Raw genomic sequence first — 15,242 nt, 5'->3', positions numbered from 1 at the left:
GCCGGCGCCCGCCGCCCCCGCCGGGGAGCGGGGAACGACGGGCGCGGGTGCCGCTGCCCGGTGCGCGCCCGCAAGGCGCGCCGGAGGGGAGGCGGCAGATCAGGGTGCGGCGGCCAGGGCGACGGCGGTCAGGCGCAGCGTGTCGGGCACCGGCCGGGGGGCCGGCGTGATGTGCAGCCGCTGCGTCTGTCCGCCTTCCGGCGGGGCCAACTCGGCCACGCAGGCGCAGAGTTCGTCGGTGAACCCGGCGAAGCGGTAGGCGACCTCCATGACCCGGTTGCGCGCGGTGGGGCGGAAGTCGGCGATCAGGTGGACGCCGGCCGCGGCCGCCTCGCTGACCAGCCAGTTCAGGATGGTGGCACCGGCGCCGAAGGAGACGACGCGGCAGGAGGTGGCGAGCAGCTTGAGGTGCCAGGCCGCGGGGCCGCGCTCCACCAGGCCGACGCCGACGGCGCCGTGCGAGCCGAAGCGGTCGCTCATCGTGATGGCGAGGACCTCGTGGCGGGGGTCGTCCAGGAGCGCGCGCAGGTCGGCGTCCGAGTAGTGCACGCCGGTGGCGTTCATCTGGCTGGTGCGCAGGGTGAGTTCCTCCATGCGCGAGATGTCCTCGGGGGTGGCCCGGCGGATCTCCATGACGAGGTCCAGGGAGCGCAGGAACTCCTGCGACGGGCCGTCGAAGGAGTCCTGCTCGGCCTGGCGGCGCGCGTTGGCCAGGTACATCTCGCGGCGGCGGCGCGAGTCGACGGTGACCGTGGCCGGGGTGAACTCCGGCAGGTCCAGCAGCCCGGTCGCGTCCTCCGCCGGGTAGCAGCGCACCTGCGGGTGGTGGAAGGCCACCTCGGCGCGTTCGGCGGGCTGGTCGTCGATGAAGGCGATCGTGTGGAGGGCGAACTTCAGGTCGTCGGCGATCTCCTGGACGGATGTCGACTTGGGGCCCCAGCCGATCCTGGCCTGCACGAAGTACTCGGCGAGGCCGAGGTCCTCCAGGCGCTGCCAGGCGGGTTGGTGGTCGTTCTTGCTGGCGACGGCCTGCAGGATGCCGCGGGCGTCGAGGCCGAGGACGGTCTCGCGGACCCGGGCGTCGACGGCGACGTCGTCGCCCTCGAGCAGGGTGCCCTTCCACAGGGTGTTGTCGAGGTCCCAGACGACGCACTTGACGGTGGGGAGCGGTTGGTCGGGTGACTGCGGTCCGCTCACTGCGCCGGCTCCTTTCGCGCGGTGGATTTCCCGGTGGCCAGGGCGTGCCTGGCCAGTTCGAGCTGGCAGATCTCGCTGCTGCCTTCGATGATCTCCATCAGCTTGGCGTCGCGGTACGCGCGGGCGACCACGTGCCCGTCGACGGCGCCGGCGGAGGCCATCGCCTGCACCGCCGAGGCGCTGCCCAGGACGGCCTGGGTGGCGCTGACGTGCTTGGCCAGGACGGTGGAGATGACCAGCTCCGGTGAGCCGGCCTCCCAGTGCTCGGCGGCGTCCCGGCACACGCCGGTGGCGATGCGCTCGGCGGCGTAGAGCTCGGCGATCCGGCGGGCCACCAGCTGGTGCTCGCCGATCGGCCGGCCGAACTGGCGCCGGGTGGCGGCGTGTTCGGTGACGGCGGCCAGGCAGCCGCGCAGGATGCCGACGCAGCCCCAGGCCACCGACATCCGACCGTAGGCGAGCGCGGTGGTGATCAGGAAGGGCAGCGCCAGTGCCGCGCCGCCCAGGACGTTGGCGGCGGGCAGCCGCACGCCCTCCAGGTGGACCTGGGCGTGGCCCGCCGCGCGGCAGCCCATCGGGTGGGGAATCTTCTCGATCCGCACGCCCGGGGTGTCGACCGGCACGACGACCGCGACGGCGCCGTCGCCGCTCCTGGCGATGACGACGATCAGGTCGGCGTAGGCGGCGGCGGTGATCCACATCTTGCTGCCGTCGAGGACCACGCTGTCGCCGTCGTGCTGCACCCGGGCGCTCATCGCGCCCAGGTCGCTGCCGGCCTCGGGTTCGCTGAACGCGACGGCCGCGAGGCGGCCGCCGGTCAATTGGGGCAGGAAGGCGGCGCGCTGCTCGGCGGTGCCCAGGCGCTGGATCGTCCAGGCCGCCATGCCCTGGGAGGTCATGACGCTGCGCAGCGAGCTGCACAGGCTCCCGACGTGGGCGGTGAGTTCACCGCTGTCGCGGCCGGTGAGGCCGAGGCCGCCGTACTGCTTGTGGACCTCCGCGCACAGCAGGCCGGCGGCGCCCAGCTCGGTCAGCAGGGTGCGGGGGATCTCGCCCGCGGTGTCCCAGTCGCCGGCGTCCCTGCGGACGAGGTCCCAGGTGTCCTGGTGTCCGGAGGCGGCCGCGTCAGACATCGCTGCCGGCGGCGGACTGCGCCTGGAGCCGGCCGACGAGGGCGGCCATGCTCTTGACGGTGCGGAAGTTGGACAGCTGCAGGTCGGGGCCGGCGACCGTGACGGCGTAGGTCTGTTCGAGGAAGACGACCAGCTGCATGGCGAACATGGAGTTGGCCAGGCCGGTGTCGAACAGGTCCTGGTCGGTGTCGGGGGCGGTGCGGGTCTGCTCGGCCACGAAACCGGTGATCCGGTCGATGACGGCGTCGGTGTCGAAGGACGCGGAGGTGTGCTCGGCGGTCATGACTGTGCCTCACTGTAGTAGTGGTAGAAGCCGCGGCCGCTCTTTCGGCCGAGCTCGCCTCGCCGGACCTTCTCGAGGAGCAGTTCGCTGGGGCGGCACCGCTCGTCGCCGGTCCGGGCGTGGAGTTCTTCCAGGGCGTCGACGAGGTTGTCGATGCCGATCAGGTCCGCGGTGCGCAGCGGGCCCGTGGGGTGGCCGAGGCAGCCCTGCATGAGGGTGTCGACGTCCTCGACGGTGGCGGTGCCCTCGCTGACGATGCGGGCCGCGTCGTTGATCATCGGGTGCAGGAGCCGGCTGGTGACGAAGCCGGGCGCGTCGCGCACGACGACGGGGCGGCGGCCGATGCGGGTCAGGGTGGACAGGACCTGCTGGACGGTGCCGTCGGTGGTCCGGGGACCGCGGATGACCTCGACCATGGGGATCAGGTAGGCGGGGTTCATGAAGTGGGTGCCGATCAGGGCGCCGGGGTCCTTGACCCAGGCGGCCATCTCGTCGATCGGGATCCCGGAGGTGTTGGAGATGATCGGGGTCGCCGGGCCGACCAGCGCGGAGACCGCGGCGAGGACCTCGGCCTTGCGGTCGGGTGCCTCGGTGACGGCCTCGATGACCACGGCGGCGTCGGCGATGTCCGACAGCTGCAGGGTGGTGCGCAGGGTGCCCGGGGTGGTGCCGGGCGGCATGGCGCCGGTGAGTTGGGCGTGGCGAAGGCCGAGGTGGATCGCGGCGGTGGCGCGGTCGAGGGCGCCTTGTTCGATGTCCACCAGGACGACGGGCAGTCCGTTCCCGACGACGAGCGTCGAGATGCCGGTGCCCATGACGCCCGCGCCGACGATCGCAATCAGTGGCTCGTCCATGACGGCTCCTCCAGACCCAGGGGTTCGTAGCTTCCGGTGTCGGGGCCGATCCAGTAGCGGCTGCGCTGGAACGGGTAGCCCGGGAGGGACACGCGCCGCGGTCGTGCGGTGCCGCGGACGGCGTCCCAGTCGATGTCGGTGGCGGCCTGCCACAGGGCGCCGAGGGTGTCGAGCAGGGTGGCGAGGCCGTCCCGGTCGGTGTCGGCGGAGCCGAGCGAGGGCAGGACCGTGAACCGTTCGGCGCCGTCCTGGCCGGCGAGGGCCCGGACGATGCCGTCGGCGGGTCCCATGGCCAGCAGGGCGGTGCCGGGCGCCGCGGCCGCTTCGCGCAGCGCCGCCACGAAGGCGGTGGCGTCGCTGGCGCCGGGGTCGGCGGCGACGCGGGCGAGGGCGGTGGGCAGGTCGAGGTCGCCGGCCAGGCAGGCCGCGACGTGTTCGCCGCCGCCGTCGCCGATCATGGCGGCGGGCTGGACGCCCCAGGACTGCCACAGGTGGGCGAGCGCCCACTGGAGGGCGAAGGCGGCCGACGCGGTGGCGCGCGGGTCCGTCCGGTCCGCGCCGTCGGCGCCGTTCCAGGTGCCGGGGAACAGCACGGCGCGCAGGTCCTGGCCGAGCAGGGGGCGGGCCAGTTCGGCGCAGTGGTCGACCTCGCGGGCGAAGACGGCCTCGCTGCGGTAGATCTGCGCGGCCGCGTCGGGGCGCAGCGCTTCGGCGCCCGGGAGGACGAAGACGCTGCGGCGGGTCCCGGCGGCGGCGGTGGGCGGGGCCGGGGCGCGCAGGGCGGCGACGGCTTCGGCCCGGTCGCGGCACACCAGGTGGCGGCGGTGCGCGAAGGCGCGGCGGCCGACCTGGAGGGTGTGGGCGACGTCGGCGAGGTCCAGGTCGTCGTCGCTCTCCAGGCGCCGGGCGAGGTTGGCGGCGGCGTCGGCCAGGGCCTGCGGGGTGCGGGCGGACAGCACGAGCAGGTGGTGCTCGCGGGCGCTTTCCGCGGCGGGCTCGGGCGCGGGCGCTTCCTCCAGGACGATGTGGGCGTTGGTGCCGCCCACGGCGAAGGCGCTGACGCCGGCCCGGCGCGGGGTGGCGCCGCTGGGCCAGGGGCGGGCGGTGGTGGGGACGTAGAAGGGGGTGCGTTCCAGCAGGAGGGCGGGGTTGGGCGCCTCGTAGTTGATGCTGGGCGGGATCTCGGCGTGCTGGAGGGCCAGCACGGCGCGGGCGAATCCGGCGGCTCCGGCGGCGGCGTCCAGGTGGCCGATGTTGGCCTTGGTGGAGCCGATCGCGCAGTAGCCGCGTTCCTGGGTGTTGAACGCCTTGGTGAGGCCGGCGAGTTCGATGGGGTCGCCGAGCGGGGTGCCGGTGCCGTGGGCCTCGACGTAGCCGATGCTCTCGGCGCTGACGCCGGCGACGGCCTGGGCGGTGGCGATGACCTCGGACTGGGCCTGCATGCTGGGCGCGTTGAAGCCGAACTTCGCGGAGCCGTCGTTGTTGAGGGCGCTGCCGAGGATCAGGGCGCGGATGTTGTCGTTGTCGGCGAGGGCGTCGCTGAGGCGGCGCAGGGCCACCACGGCGACGCCGTACCCGGGGACGGTCCCGCTGGAGGAGGCGTCGAAGGGGCGGCAGTGGCCGTCGCGGGCGAAGATGCCTCCGGCGACGACGGGGTAGCCGCCGATCAGCGGGATCGGCAGGGCCACTCCCCCGGCCAGCGCCATGTCGCACTCGTGGCCCAGCAGGGCCTGGCAGGCGAGGTGGATGGCGACCAGGGAGGTGGAGCAGGCGGACTGGACGGTCATCGCCGGGCCGCGCAGGTCGCACAGGTAGGCGGCCCTGGTGGCGAGGAAGTCCTTGTCGTTGTAGGGCCGGGCGGAGAAGGCCGACATCGAGCCGCGGAAGCGGGCGTTGGCCAGCAGGTTGAGCGGGAGGTACTTGTTGGCGAACTGGCCGGCGTAGACGCCGATCGCGCCGTTGAAGCGGGCCGGGTCGTGGCCGGTGTCCTCCAGCGTGTGCCAGACCGTTTCGGCGAAGATCCGCTGCTGCGGGTCGCTGATCTCGGCCTGTTCGCGGGTGTAGCCGAAGAAGTCGGCGTCGAAGTGGTCGGCGTTCTCGATGACGCCGGCGGCGGGGACGTAGTCGGGGTGGGTGATCATCTCCTTGGGCCAGCCGACCTCGGTCAGCTGCTCGCTGGTGAAGTGGGAGATGGATTCGACGCCGTCGCGGGTGTTCTGCCAGAACGCGTCGATGGTGGGGGCGCCGGGCAGTCGTCCGCTGAGCCCGACGACCGCGATCGGTTCCATGCTGTCTTCCGGCTCGGTACTCACCCGAGGCCCCCTTCTGCCCGTTCCCGGGTCGGTGTGGTGGTGGGCACGCTCACGCTCCTGTCCTGCCTGCGCGGCGGGCGGCGGAGTTCCTGGCGCCGCGGCGGGCGGCGGCGCGGGCGGCGGCGCCGGCGGCCGGGTTGTCGTCCGCGTCGGCGCCGGGTGCCCGGTCCATGGCCCGGGCCAGGGCGCGGGCGGACGGGTAGCGGAACATGTCGACCAGGGACAGGGCGCTGTCGCGCTGTTCGAGCAGCCGGGCGCGGGCGACGACGACCAGCAGGGAGTTGCCGCCGAGGGCGAAGAAGCTGTCGTCCAGCCCGACCCGTTCGACGCCCAGGACGTCCTGCCACACCTCGGTGACCAGGCGTTCGGTGTCGTTGGTGGGCGGGGTGTAGGTGGCGGCGCCGTCGGGGCGGCTCTCGCTCAGGTCGGGCAGCGCGTTGCGGTCGACCTTCTTGTTGGGCGTCAGCGGGACGGCGTCGATGGCGTGCACGGCGCCGGGCAGCATGTAGCCGGGCAGCCGGGTGGCGAGGTGGGCGAGCAGTTCGGCGGCGGTGGCGGTGTGCTCGGGGTCGGGGACGTAGTAGGCGAGCAGGCGTCCCTCGGCGCCGGTGCCGCGGATGACGGCGACGGCGGAGCGCACGGCCGGGTGCTGGGCCAGGGCGGCCTCGACCTCGCCGAGTTCGATCCGGTGCCCGTGGAGCTTGACCTGGTCGTCGAGGCGGCCGAGGAACTCGAGGGTGCCCTCGGGGGTCCAGCGGGCCAGGTCGCCGGTGCGGTAGAGGCGCGCGCCCGGTGTGCCGGTGAACGGGTCGGGCTGGAAGCGTTCGGCGGTGGTGCGGTTGCGGTGGAGGTAGCCGCGGACGATGCCGTCGCCGCCGAGCAGGAGTTCGCCGGGGACGCCGACGGGGCACAGCCGCAGGTCCTGGTCCGCGATGTAGGCGCGGACGCCCGCCAGCGGGCGTCCGATGGTGGCGGAGCCCTGCGCGGTGGTCGCCCACACGGCGGCCTCGGTGGGCCCGTACATGTTGTGGACGGTGCCCGCGACGGTCTCGGCGAGGGTGGCCGCGAGGTCGGTGGGCAGCGCTTCGCCGCCGACCAACAGGCGCTCCAGGCCGGGCAGTTCGGCCCGGGTGTCCTGGTCGGCGAGCAGCGCCCGGGCCAGCGACGGGGTGCACTGCAGGTGGGTGACCCGGTGGGTGCGCAGCTGTTCGGCGAGGGGTTCCTCGGTCTCGGCCAGCGCGGCGGTCCGGCGTTCCTCGCTGATGTCGCGGACGGTGACGAGGTGGGTCAGGGCGTCGAGCGCGGCCTTGTCCTCGACGCCGAAGTCGATCAGGCAGGCGACTTCGTCCGCGCCGGCGGCCTTCATCCGGTCGATCATGTCGGCGCAGACCTGGGGGGTGCCCAGGAGGCTGGCGGTGGCGAAGAACCGTTCGAAGGCCCGGTCGACGAGTGCGCGCAGCTCGTCGGGCGGCAGGGACTTGAAGTCCTCGGCGCTTCCGGTGGTGGCGCCCAGGGAGGCGATCAGGTCGAAGGAGGTCTCCAGGTAGCGGCTCATCGGCTCGCGCACCAGTTCGCGGACTTCTTCGAGGTCGGTGCCGACGAAGGTGTGGACCATGACCGCGACGTGGCCCTCGCCGGGGTGGCCGTGCTCGCGCCAGGTCCTGCGGTAGAGCGCGATCTTCTCGGCGAGCTCGTCGAGGCTGTGCCCCAGCAGGTGGGTCAGCACGCCGGTGCCGGCCTCACCGGCCATCCGGAAGGTCTCGGGGTGCTTGGCGCTGGTGAGCCACACCGGCAGCCGGCTCTGCACCGGCTTCGGGTAGATGCCGACCTCGACCTCGGCGCCGACGCCGTTGCGGCGGGTGGTCCGGTTCCCGCCCCACAGGCTGCGGACCTCGGCGAGGCCGTCCATCATCAGCTGCTTGCGGGTGGCGAAGTTGTCGGGTGCGAGGACGAAGTCGTTGGCGTGCCAGCCGGACGCCAGCGAGATGCCGACCCGGCCGGCCGACAGGTTGTCGACGGCCGACCACTCCTCGGCCACCCGCAGCGGGTCGTGCAGCGGCATGACGACGCTGCCGGCGCGGACCTGGACGCGTTCGGTGACGGCGGCGACGGCGGCGGCCATCACGGACGGGTTCGGGTAGAGCCCGCCGAACTGGTGGAAGTGGCGTTCGGGGGTCCACACGGCGGTGAACTCGTTGCGGTCGGCGAACTTCGCGCCTTCCAGCAGCAGGCGGTAGCGGTCCTCGGGGCTGGCTTCGCTGTCGCTGCCGAAGTAGAGCAGGCTGAAGTCGATGGGACGGGAGCGGGCCGCCGCGTCGGCGCTCCGGCTGCCGGTGCGCAGCGGCGGTTCGCGGCGCAGCACGATGCGGTGGCCGTGGGTGAGGGCCCACAGCAGTTCGACGACGGAGATGTCGAAGGAGACGCTGGTGACGGCGAGCCAGGTGCTGGGTTCGTCGTCGCCGAAGGCCTCGCTCAGGCCGGCGAACAGGTTGGCGACGTTGCGGTGGGTGACCATGACGCCCTTGGGCTGTCCGGTGGACCCGGAGGTGTAGATCACGTAGGCCAGGTTGTCGGGGGTCGCCTCCGTCCCGGTGGCGCCGTCCTGGTGCTCGCCGTCGGTGTGTTCGTCGGCCGGGTGCTCGCCGGGGACCACCACGCGGGCGGCGCCCAGGCGGCCGGCCGAGGCGGCGTTGGCCGGGTCGGCGACGACCAGGCGCACGCCCGCGTCGGCGACCATGAAGGCCAGCCGGCCGGCGGGGTAGTCGGGGTCCAGCGGGAGGTAGGCCGCACCGGCCTTGAGGATGCCCAGCAGGGCCACCATCAGCAGCGAGGTGCGGTGCAGGTGGACGCCCACCGGTTCGTCGGCGGCCACGCCGAGGCGGCGCAGCCGGGCGGCGAACTGCTCGGCGCGGGCGTCGAGTTCACGGTAGGTCAAGGTGGCGTCGGAGGCGATCAGCGCGGTGGCGTCGGGGGTGGCGGCCACCCGCTGGGCCAGCAGTTCGTGCACCAGCGCCCGGGAGGTGTGCGCCCGGGGGCCGGCGTGCCACTGGGCGAGGGTCTCCAGCTCGGCGGACGGCAGGACGGCCAGTTCGTCCACCGGCCGGTCGGGGTCCTGCGCGGCGGCGGCCACCACCTGGGCGTAGCGGTCGGCGAGGCGCTGGGCGGTGTCGGCCTCGAACAGGTCGGTGCTGTACTCGAGGCGGCCGTTGACGCCGTCGGGGGTGCGGGTGAGGCTCAGGGTGAGGTCGAAGCGGGCGGCGCCGGTGTCGCCCAGCACCGGGCTCACCCGGCAGCCCCGGAGGTTCAGTCCGCTGCCCTCGTCCTCCAGGCGGTAGCTGAACAGCACCTGGAACAGCGGGTTCTGGGCGAGGTCGCGGTCGGGGTGGAGCTCTTCGACCAGCTTCTCGAAGGGCAGGTCCTGGTGGGCGAGGGCGCCCTTGACCTCGTCCCACACCCGCTGGACGAGCTCGCGGAAGGTGGGGCGGGCGGCGAGGTCGCAGCGCAGCACCAGGGTGTTGGTGAAGAAGCCGATCAGCGGGGCCAGTTCGGGGCGCTCGCGTCCCGAGACGGGGGTGCCGACGACGACTTCGTCCTGGCCGACGTGGGCGCGCAGCAGGACCGCGAAGGCGGCGAGCAGCGCGCTGTAGAGGGTGGCGCCCTCGCCGCGGCCCAGCTCGTCGAGGCGCCGGACGGCGTCGGCGGGCAGGGCGAAGGTGAGCGCGGCGCCGCGGTAGCTCTGCACCGGCGGACGGGGGTGGTCGGTGGGCAGGTTCTGGGCGGGCATGCCCTCCAGGTGCTGCTTCCAGTACCCCAGCAGGCGGGTGAGCTCGGGGCCGGCCAGGGTCTCCTGCTGCCAGTGCGCGAAGTCGGCGTACTGCATGGGCAGTTCGCCCGGCGGCCGGCCGCCCTCGGTGAGGGCGGCGCGGTAGTGGGTCTCGATCTCCTTGCCGAGGGTGCCCACCGAGGGGCCGTCGCAGGCGAGGTGGTGGACGGTCAGCAGCAGGCGGTGGTGCTCGGGGCCCAGGCGCAGCAGGCGGGCCCGCAGGACGCGTCCGGCGACCAGGTCGAAGGGGGTGCCGGCCTCCTCGTCGGCCAGGGCCGCGGCCCGGGCCGCGATCTGCTGCGGGCTGTCGCCCCGGTCGGTGAGGTCGGTGACCGGGACGGTCACCGGGGCGGGCGCCAGCACCACCTGGTGGGGGGTGCCGGCGACGGAGCGGAACGCGGTGCGCAGGATCTCGTGGCGGCGCGCCGTCTCGGTCAGCGCCTGCTGGAGGGCATCGGCGTCCAGCGGGCCGGTGATGTCGTAGCCCAGCGGGACGTTGTAGACCGCGCTGCCGGGCTGGAGCTGGTCGAGGAACCACAGGCGCTGCTGGGCGTAGGACAGCGGGGCGCGGTCGTCGTCGCCGGTGTCGGCTTCCAGGTGGGTGTTCACAGCTGTTCCCCGTCTTCCTGCAGGGCGGCGGCGCGGCGGGCGCGCGGGAGGATCGGACCGGCGCCGCCGGCCCCGGTGGCGGCGGCGTCGACGGCTTCGGCGAGGCCGGCGACGGTGGGACGCTGGAGGAACGCGGAGATCGGCACGGCGGTGGCGAAGGCCTCGTTGACCTGTGCGATGAGGCGGGCCGCGAGCAGGGAGTGGCCGCCGGCGCGGAAGAAGTCGTCGCTGCGTCCCAGCGACTGCCCGCGCAGCAGTTCGGAGGCGATCTGCGCGATGCGCTCCTCGGTCGGGCCCTCCGGGGGCTGCTGCTCCTGGGCGCGGTCGGGCGCGGTCGGGACGAGCGCGGCCAGCGCGTCGTGGTCGACCTTGCCGTGCCCGGTCAGCGGCAGCTTCTCCAGCAGCAGCACGCGCTCGGGGACCATGTAGATCGGCAGGCGGTCCTGGAGGAAGGCGGTGAGCTTGTCCTCGGAGGTCTGCTCGCCGTGGCCGTGGGTGCAGACGTAGGCCACCAGGGTGGGGTCGGCGCCGGGGGCGGGGGTGCGGGCCAGGACGGCGGCGTCCTTGACGTCGGGGTGCTCGCGCAGGGTGGCGGCCACCTCGCCGGGTTCGATGCGGAAGCCGCGGATCTTGACCCGCTCGTCCGCGCGGCCCAGGAACTCCAGCTGCCCGTCGGGCAGCCAGCGCACCAGGTCGCCGGTGCGGTAGAGCCGGGCGCCGGGGGTGTCGGAGAACGGGTCGGGCAGGAAGCTCTGCTCGGTCAGGTCGGGGCGGTTGACGTAGCCGCGGGCCACGCCGGCGCCGCCGACGTACAGCTCGCCGCACACGCCGGTGGGCACGGGTCGGCGCTGGGCGTCCAGGACGTGGGCGGTGGTGCCGGCGATCGGGCGGCCGATCGCGGGGCGCTGCGCGTGGGTGTCCGGCACGACGGCGGCGGTGGCGACGACGGTGCTCTCGGTCGGCCCGTAGTGGTTGTACAGGGCGAACGGCAGGCCCGGCGGCGGCGCGGAGGGCAGGACGTCGCCGCCGGTGAGCAGCGAGCGCAGGGCGGTGTCGGCGGGCCAGGACTCGTTCAGGACGGCCGCGGCGATCGGGGTGGGCAGGAACGCGGTGGTGATCTTCTCCTGGGCGAGCCAGTCGACCAGCGGCGCCGGGGCGGCGCGCAGGTCGTCGGGGACGACGGTCAGGGTGGCGCCGGCGGCCAGGGTCGGCCAGATCTCCCAGGTGGAGGCGTCGAAGCCGGGGCTGGCGAACAGCGTGGTGCGATGGGTGGCGTCGAGCCCGTACTGGGCGGTGTGCCAGGCGACCAGGTTGCTCAGGCCGCGGTGTTCGAGGGCGACGCCCTTGGGGCGGCCGGTGGAGCCGGAGGTGTAGATGAGGTAGGCCAGCCGGCCGGGGGCGAGCGCGTCGGCGCGCACCGCCTCCTGGTCCGCGGCGCCGCTCCCGCCGGCGTCGACGGTCAGCACGCGCAGGTCCTGCTCGGTCTGCGGCAGCTGCGGGCGGGTGCGGGCGGTGGCGAGCACGGTGCGCGCGGCGGCGTCCTGCAGGATGTAGGCCACCCGCTCGGCGGGGTAGCTCGGGTCGACGGGCAGGTAGCAGCCGCCGGCCATCAGGACGGCGAGCTCGGCGACCACCAGCTCCGCGGAGCGCTCGGCGTACACCGCCACCGGCTCCTCGGCGGCCAGGCCGGCGGCGCGCAGCTCGGCGGCCAGGGCGCCGGCGCGCTGCCACAGCTGCGCGTAGCTGAGCTGTCCGCCGTTCCAGCGCACGGCGGCGGCGTCGGGGCGCTGCTCGACCTGGCGGGCGATCAGCTCGGTGACCGGCGTGGTGGCCGGCGCGCCCTCGGCGGAGCCGCGGGTCCAGCCCTGCAGCTGGTCGGCCTCGGTCTCCGAGAGCAGGCGCAGGCTGCCGACCGTGCTCTCGGGGCGCTCCATGGCGTCGGAGAGCAGGGTCAGGTAGTGCGCGATCATCCGCTCGATGGTCTCCGGGTCGAACAGCTCCGAGGAGTGCTCCCAGATCATCCACAGGTCGTCGTCCTCGGGGCGCGGGGCCCGGCCCATGCGCTGCTCGGCGCGCGGGATCACGATGATGTTGAGGTCGGACTTGGCGGTCTTGTTCGAGCGCTCGGTGACCTTGCCGGTCAGCCCGCCGAAGTCGATGTCGGGCACCCCGGAGTCGTGGAAGCTGAACATGACTTGGAACAGCGGGGTGCGCGAGGGGTCGCGGGCCGGGTCGATCGCGTCGATGACGGCGTCCACCGGGGTGTCGGACCAGGCCAGCGTCTCGGCCACGCTCTGCCGCACCTGCGCGAGCAGGTCGCTGAAGGCCTGGTCGCCGGTGACCTTCGTCCGCAGGACCAGCGTGTTGACGAGCATGCCCAGCAGCGGTTCCAGCTCGGGCAGGTTGCGGTTGGCGGCGCCGGTGCCCACCAGCATGTCCTGCTGCCCGGTGTAGCGGTACAGCAGCGCGGCGAAGCCCGCGTACATGGTGGTGAACAGCGAGATGCGGTTCTCGCGGCTGAAGGCGCGCAGGCGCCGGGCCAGGGGGGCGGGGACGAGGATGCGCGGCGCGCGGCCGCGGAAGGTCATCACCGGGGGGCGGGGCCGGTCGGCGGGCAGTTCCAGGGTGTCGGGCGCGCCGGCCAGCCGGGCGGTCCAGTGCTCGACGTGCGCGCGCAGCACGTCGCCGCTCATCCAGTCGCGCTGCCAGATGGCGTAGTCGGCGTACTGGAGGGGCAGTTCGGCCAGCGGCGAGGGCTGGTGGTCCTTGAACGCCGGGTAGAGCGCGCGCAGCTCGTTCAGGAACACCGACAGCGACCAGCCGTCGTGGACGAAGTGGTGCTCCACGTGCAGGAAGGTGTTGTTGCCGTCGCCGTGGCGCAGCAGCACCCAGCGGGCCGGCGGGGGCTCGCTCAGGTCGAAGGGCTCGCGCAGCTGCGCGGCCACCACCTCGTCGGCCTCTTCGGCGGGGACGTCCAGCACCAGCAGCGAGGCCTTGGCCTCGGCCAGCGGGCGCTGGTAGCCCACGCCGCCGACGGAGACGAACGTGGTGCGCAGGATCTCGTGGCGGCGGACGATCTCGTCGAGCGAGGCTTGCAGCGCCGCCACGTCGACCTCGCCCTGCAGGGACACGGTGGCCTGGAAGTTGTAGGCGAGGTTGCCCGGGGACAGCTGCTCGAAGAACCAGACCCGCTCCTGCGGCAGCGACAGCGGGACGGGACGGTTGCGCGCGGCGCGGCGCAGCGGCGGGGGCGTGGGGGCCAGGGCGGTGTCCGCGTCGGCGCCGTCGGCGCGGCTGTCGATGATCCGGCCGAGGGTGGCGATGGTCGGGGCGCCGAACAGCTCCGGCACGGTCACCACCGCGTGCAGCTCGGAGGCGACCTTGGCCACCAGGCCGGCCACCAGCAGCGAGTTGCCGCCCAGGGCGAAGAAGTCGTCGTGCACGCCGACCTCGGCGTCGCCCAGCAGCCCGGAGACGATGCGCGCCAGCGCCACCTCGGTCGGGGTGCTCGGCGCGACCACGTCGGCGGCCAGCCCGGAGGCCGAGCGGTCGGGCGCGGGCAGCGCGGCCCGGTCGACCTTCCCGTTGGGCGTCAGCGGCAGCGCGGGCAGCGTGACCACGGCGCCCGGCACCATGTAGGCCGGCAGCCGGGAGCCGACGAACTCGACCAGCTCGGCGGTGGGAACGGCGCCGACGACGTAGCCCACCAGGCGGGCGTTGGGCCGGCCCGAGTTCTCGACCGCCACGAAGGCGTCGCGGACCCCGGGGTGCTGCTTGAGGACGGTGGCCACCTCGCCCGGCTCGATGCGGAACCCGCGGATCTTGGCCTGGTCGTCGTAGCGGCCGATGTACTCAAAGACGCCGTCCGCGCGGCGGCGCACCTTGTCGCCGGTGCGGTACATGCGCTCGCCGGGCACCAGGATGTCCGGGACGAACGCCGCGGCGGTGGCCGCCGGCTCGTGCAGGTAGCCGCGGGCCACGCACGCGCCCGCCAGGCACAGCTCGCCGGCCTCGCCGTCGGGCACGGGGTCCAGGCCGTCCAGGACGTAGGCGCGCACCCCGTCCACCGGCACGCCGATCGGCGGGGGAACCGGTCCGCCGGGCAGCACCTCGCAGGCCGTCACCTTCACGGTGGCCTCGGTGGGGCCGTACAGGTTCACCACCTGGAAGGGCAGGCCCTCGGGAACGCCGCGCTGCATCGCCGAGCCGCCGGTGTGCAGGGTCCGCAGCACGGTGTGCGCGGGCCAGGACTCCTCCAGCACCGCCTCGGCCAGCGGGGTGGGCAGGAACGTGACGGTGATGCGCTCCTGGGCCAGCCACTCGGTCAGCTCCGGCGGGGAGGTCCGCACCCGCGCGGGCGGCACGACCAGCGTCGCGCCGGCGGTCAGGGTGAACCAGATGTCCTGGACGGACACGTCGAAACCGGGGCTGGCCAGCAGCGTGCTGCGGTCGTCGGAGCGCGTGCCGTACGTCGCGTGGTGCCAGTGCATCAGGTTCGCCAGGCTCGCGTGGCTGACGGCCACGCCCTTGGGCCGGCCGGTGGAACCGGAGGTGTAGATCACGTAGGCCAGCGAGTCGCCTTCGATCGCGGGCAGCGGCGGGGGCGTGAAGTCGGCCGGGACCTCGCGGTCCAGGTCCACCAGGAGGACGTCCTCGCCCAGCTGCACGTCGGTGGCGGCCAGAGCGGCGGTGGTCAGCACCGCCACCGCGCCCGAGGCGTCCAGGAGTTGACGCACCCGCGCGCCCGGGTGGGCCGGGTCCAGCGGCAGGTAGGCGCCGCCCGCGAGCAGCACCGCCACCTCCGCGACCACCAGGTGCGCCGACCGGTCGGCGTACACGGCCACCACGCTGTCGGGGCCCACGCCCCGGTCGGTGAGTTCGGCCGCCAGGGCGTAGGCGTGCGCGGCCAGCGCACGGTAGGTCAGTTCCAGCTCACCGTCCTGTACGGCGACGGTGTCGGGTGCTTCGATCGCTCGGGCGTGGAATTCGTTGAGGACCATGTCGCGCGTCATCCTTCACTGCCGGGAAAAG

General features: G+C 74.0%; 7 protein-coding genes and 2 pseudogenes. All 9 read right to left on the bottom strand.

The genetic code is table 11. The features are described from left to right. Nucleotides 1-99 precede the first annotated feature (99 nt). The 9 genes and pseudogenes from ACWEMJ_RS25580 to ACWEMJ_RS25540 all read right to left on the bottom strand — a co-directional run bounded on the left by ACWEMJ_RS25580 (nucleotide 100) and on the right by ACWEMJ_RS25540 (nucleotide 15,211). Complete coding sequence (locus ACWEMJ_RS25580) at nucleotides 100-1,197, bottom strand: HAD-IIIC family phosphatase (RefSeq protein WP_452139462.1); 1,098 nt, start codon at nucleotides 1,195-1,197, stop codon at nucleotides 100-102. Next, entirely contained in the window at nucleotides 1,194-2,330 is a 1,137-nt protein-coding gene (locus tag ACWEMJ_RS25575) for an acyl-CoA dehydrogenase family protein (RefSeq protein ID WP_452139461.1), read from the bottom strand. The genes ACWEMJ_RS25580 and ACWEMJ_RS25575 overlap by 4 nt, the downstream gene beginning before the upstream one ends. Next, nucleotides 2,323-2,613: an acyl carrier protein gene (locus ACWEMJ_RS25570; protein WP_452139460.1), complete on the bottom strand. Its 291-nt coding sequence runs from the start codon at nucleotides 2,611-2,613 to the stop codon at nucleotides 2,323-2,325. Before ACWEMJ_RS25570 ends, ACWEMJ_RS25575 begins: the two co-directional genes overlap by 8 nt. After that, nucleotides 2,610-3,467: a 3-hydroxyacyl-CoA dehydrogenase family protein gene (locus ACWEMJ_RS25565; RefSeq protein WP_452139459.1), complete on the bottom strand. Its 858-nt coding sequence runs from the start codon at nucleotides 3,465-3,467 to the stop codon at nucleotides 2,610-2,612. The genes ACWEMJ_RS25570 and ACWEMJ_RS25565 overlap by 4 nt, the downstream gene beginning before the upstream one ends. Then, nucleotides 3,452-5,779: a type I polyketide synthase gene (locus ACWEMJ_RS25560; RefSeq protein WP_452139458.1), complete on the bottom strand. Its 2,328-nt coding sequence runs from the start codon at nucleotides 5,777-5,779 to the stop codon at nucleotides 3,452-3,454. The genes ACWEMJ_RS25565 and ACWEMJ_RS25560 overlap by 16 nt, the downstream gene beginning before the upstream one ends. A 49-nt stretch (nucleotides 5,780-5,828) precedes the next feature. After that, nucleotides 5,829-8,171, bottom strand: a complete 2,343-nt coding sequence (locus ACWEMJ_RS25555) for a MupA/Atu3671 family FMN-dependent luciferase-like monooxygenase (protein ID WP_452139464.1) — start codon at nucleotides 8,169-8,171, stop codon at nucleotides 5,829-5,831. Further along, nucleotides 8,154-8,762 (bottom strand): annotated as a pseudogene (locus tag ACWEMJ_RS25550) (AMP-binding protein); the annotation flags it as partial. The pseudogene ACWEMJ_RS25550 and the gene ACWEMJ_RS25555, both read right to left, overlap by 18 nt. A gap of 81 nt (nucleotides 8,763-8,843) precedes the next feature. Then, a pseudogene (locus ACWEMJ_RS25545) lies at nucleotides 8,844-10,211 on the bottom strand (condensation domain-containing protein); the annotation flags it as partial. Beyond that, nucleotides 10,208-15,211, bottom strand: coding sequence for an amino acid adenylation domain-containing protein (locus tag ACWEMJ_RS25540; RefSeq protein ID WP_452139457.1), 5,004 nt, complete (start codon nucleotides 15,209-15,211; stop codon nucleotides 10,208-10,210). The pseudogene ACWEMJ_RS25545 and the gene ACWEMJ_RS25540, both read right to left, overlap by 4 nt. Nucleotides 15,212-15,242 lie beyond the last annotated feature (31 nt).

The organism is Kitasatospora sp. NPDC004531 (assembly GCF_053602195.1).
This window is presented reverse-complemented; position numbering and strand designations above follow the sequence as displayed.

Coding starts and splice junctions, on each gene's coding strand:
- ACWEMJ_RS25575 (WP_452139461.1), bottom strand. CDS start 2,330: ATGTCTGACGCGGCCGCCTCCGGACACCAGGACACCTGGGACCTCGTC.
- ACWEMJ_RS25570 (WP_452139460.1), bottom strand. CDS start 2,613: ATGACCGCCGAGCACACCTCCGCGTCCTTCGACACCGACGCCGTCATC.
- ACWEMJ_RS25565 (WP_452139459.1), bottom strand. CDS start 3,467: ATGGACGAGCCACTGATTGCGATCGTCGGCGCGGGCGTCATGGGCACC.
- ACWEMJ_RS25540 (WP_452139457.1), bottom strand. CDS start 15,211: ATGGTCCTCAACGAATTCCACGCCCGAGCGATCGAAGCACCCGACACC.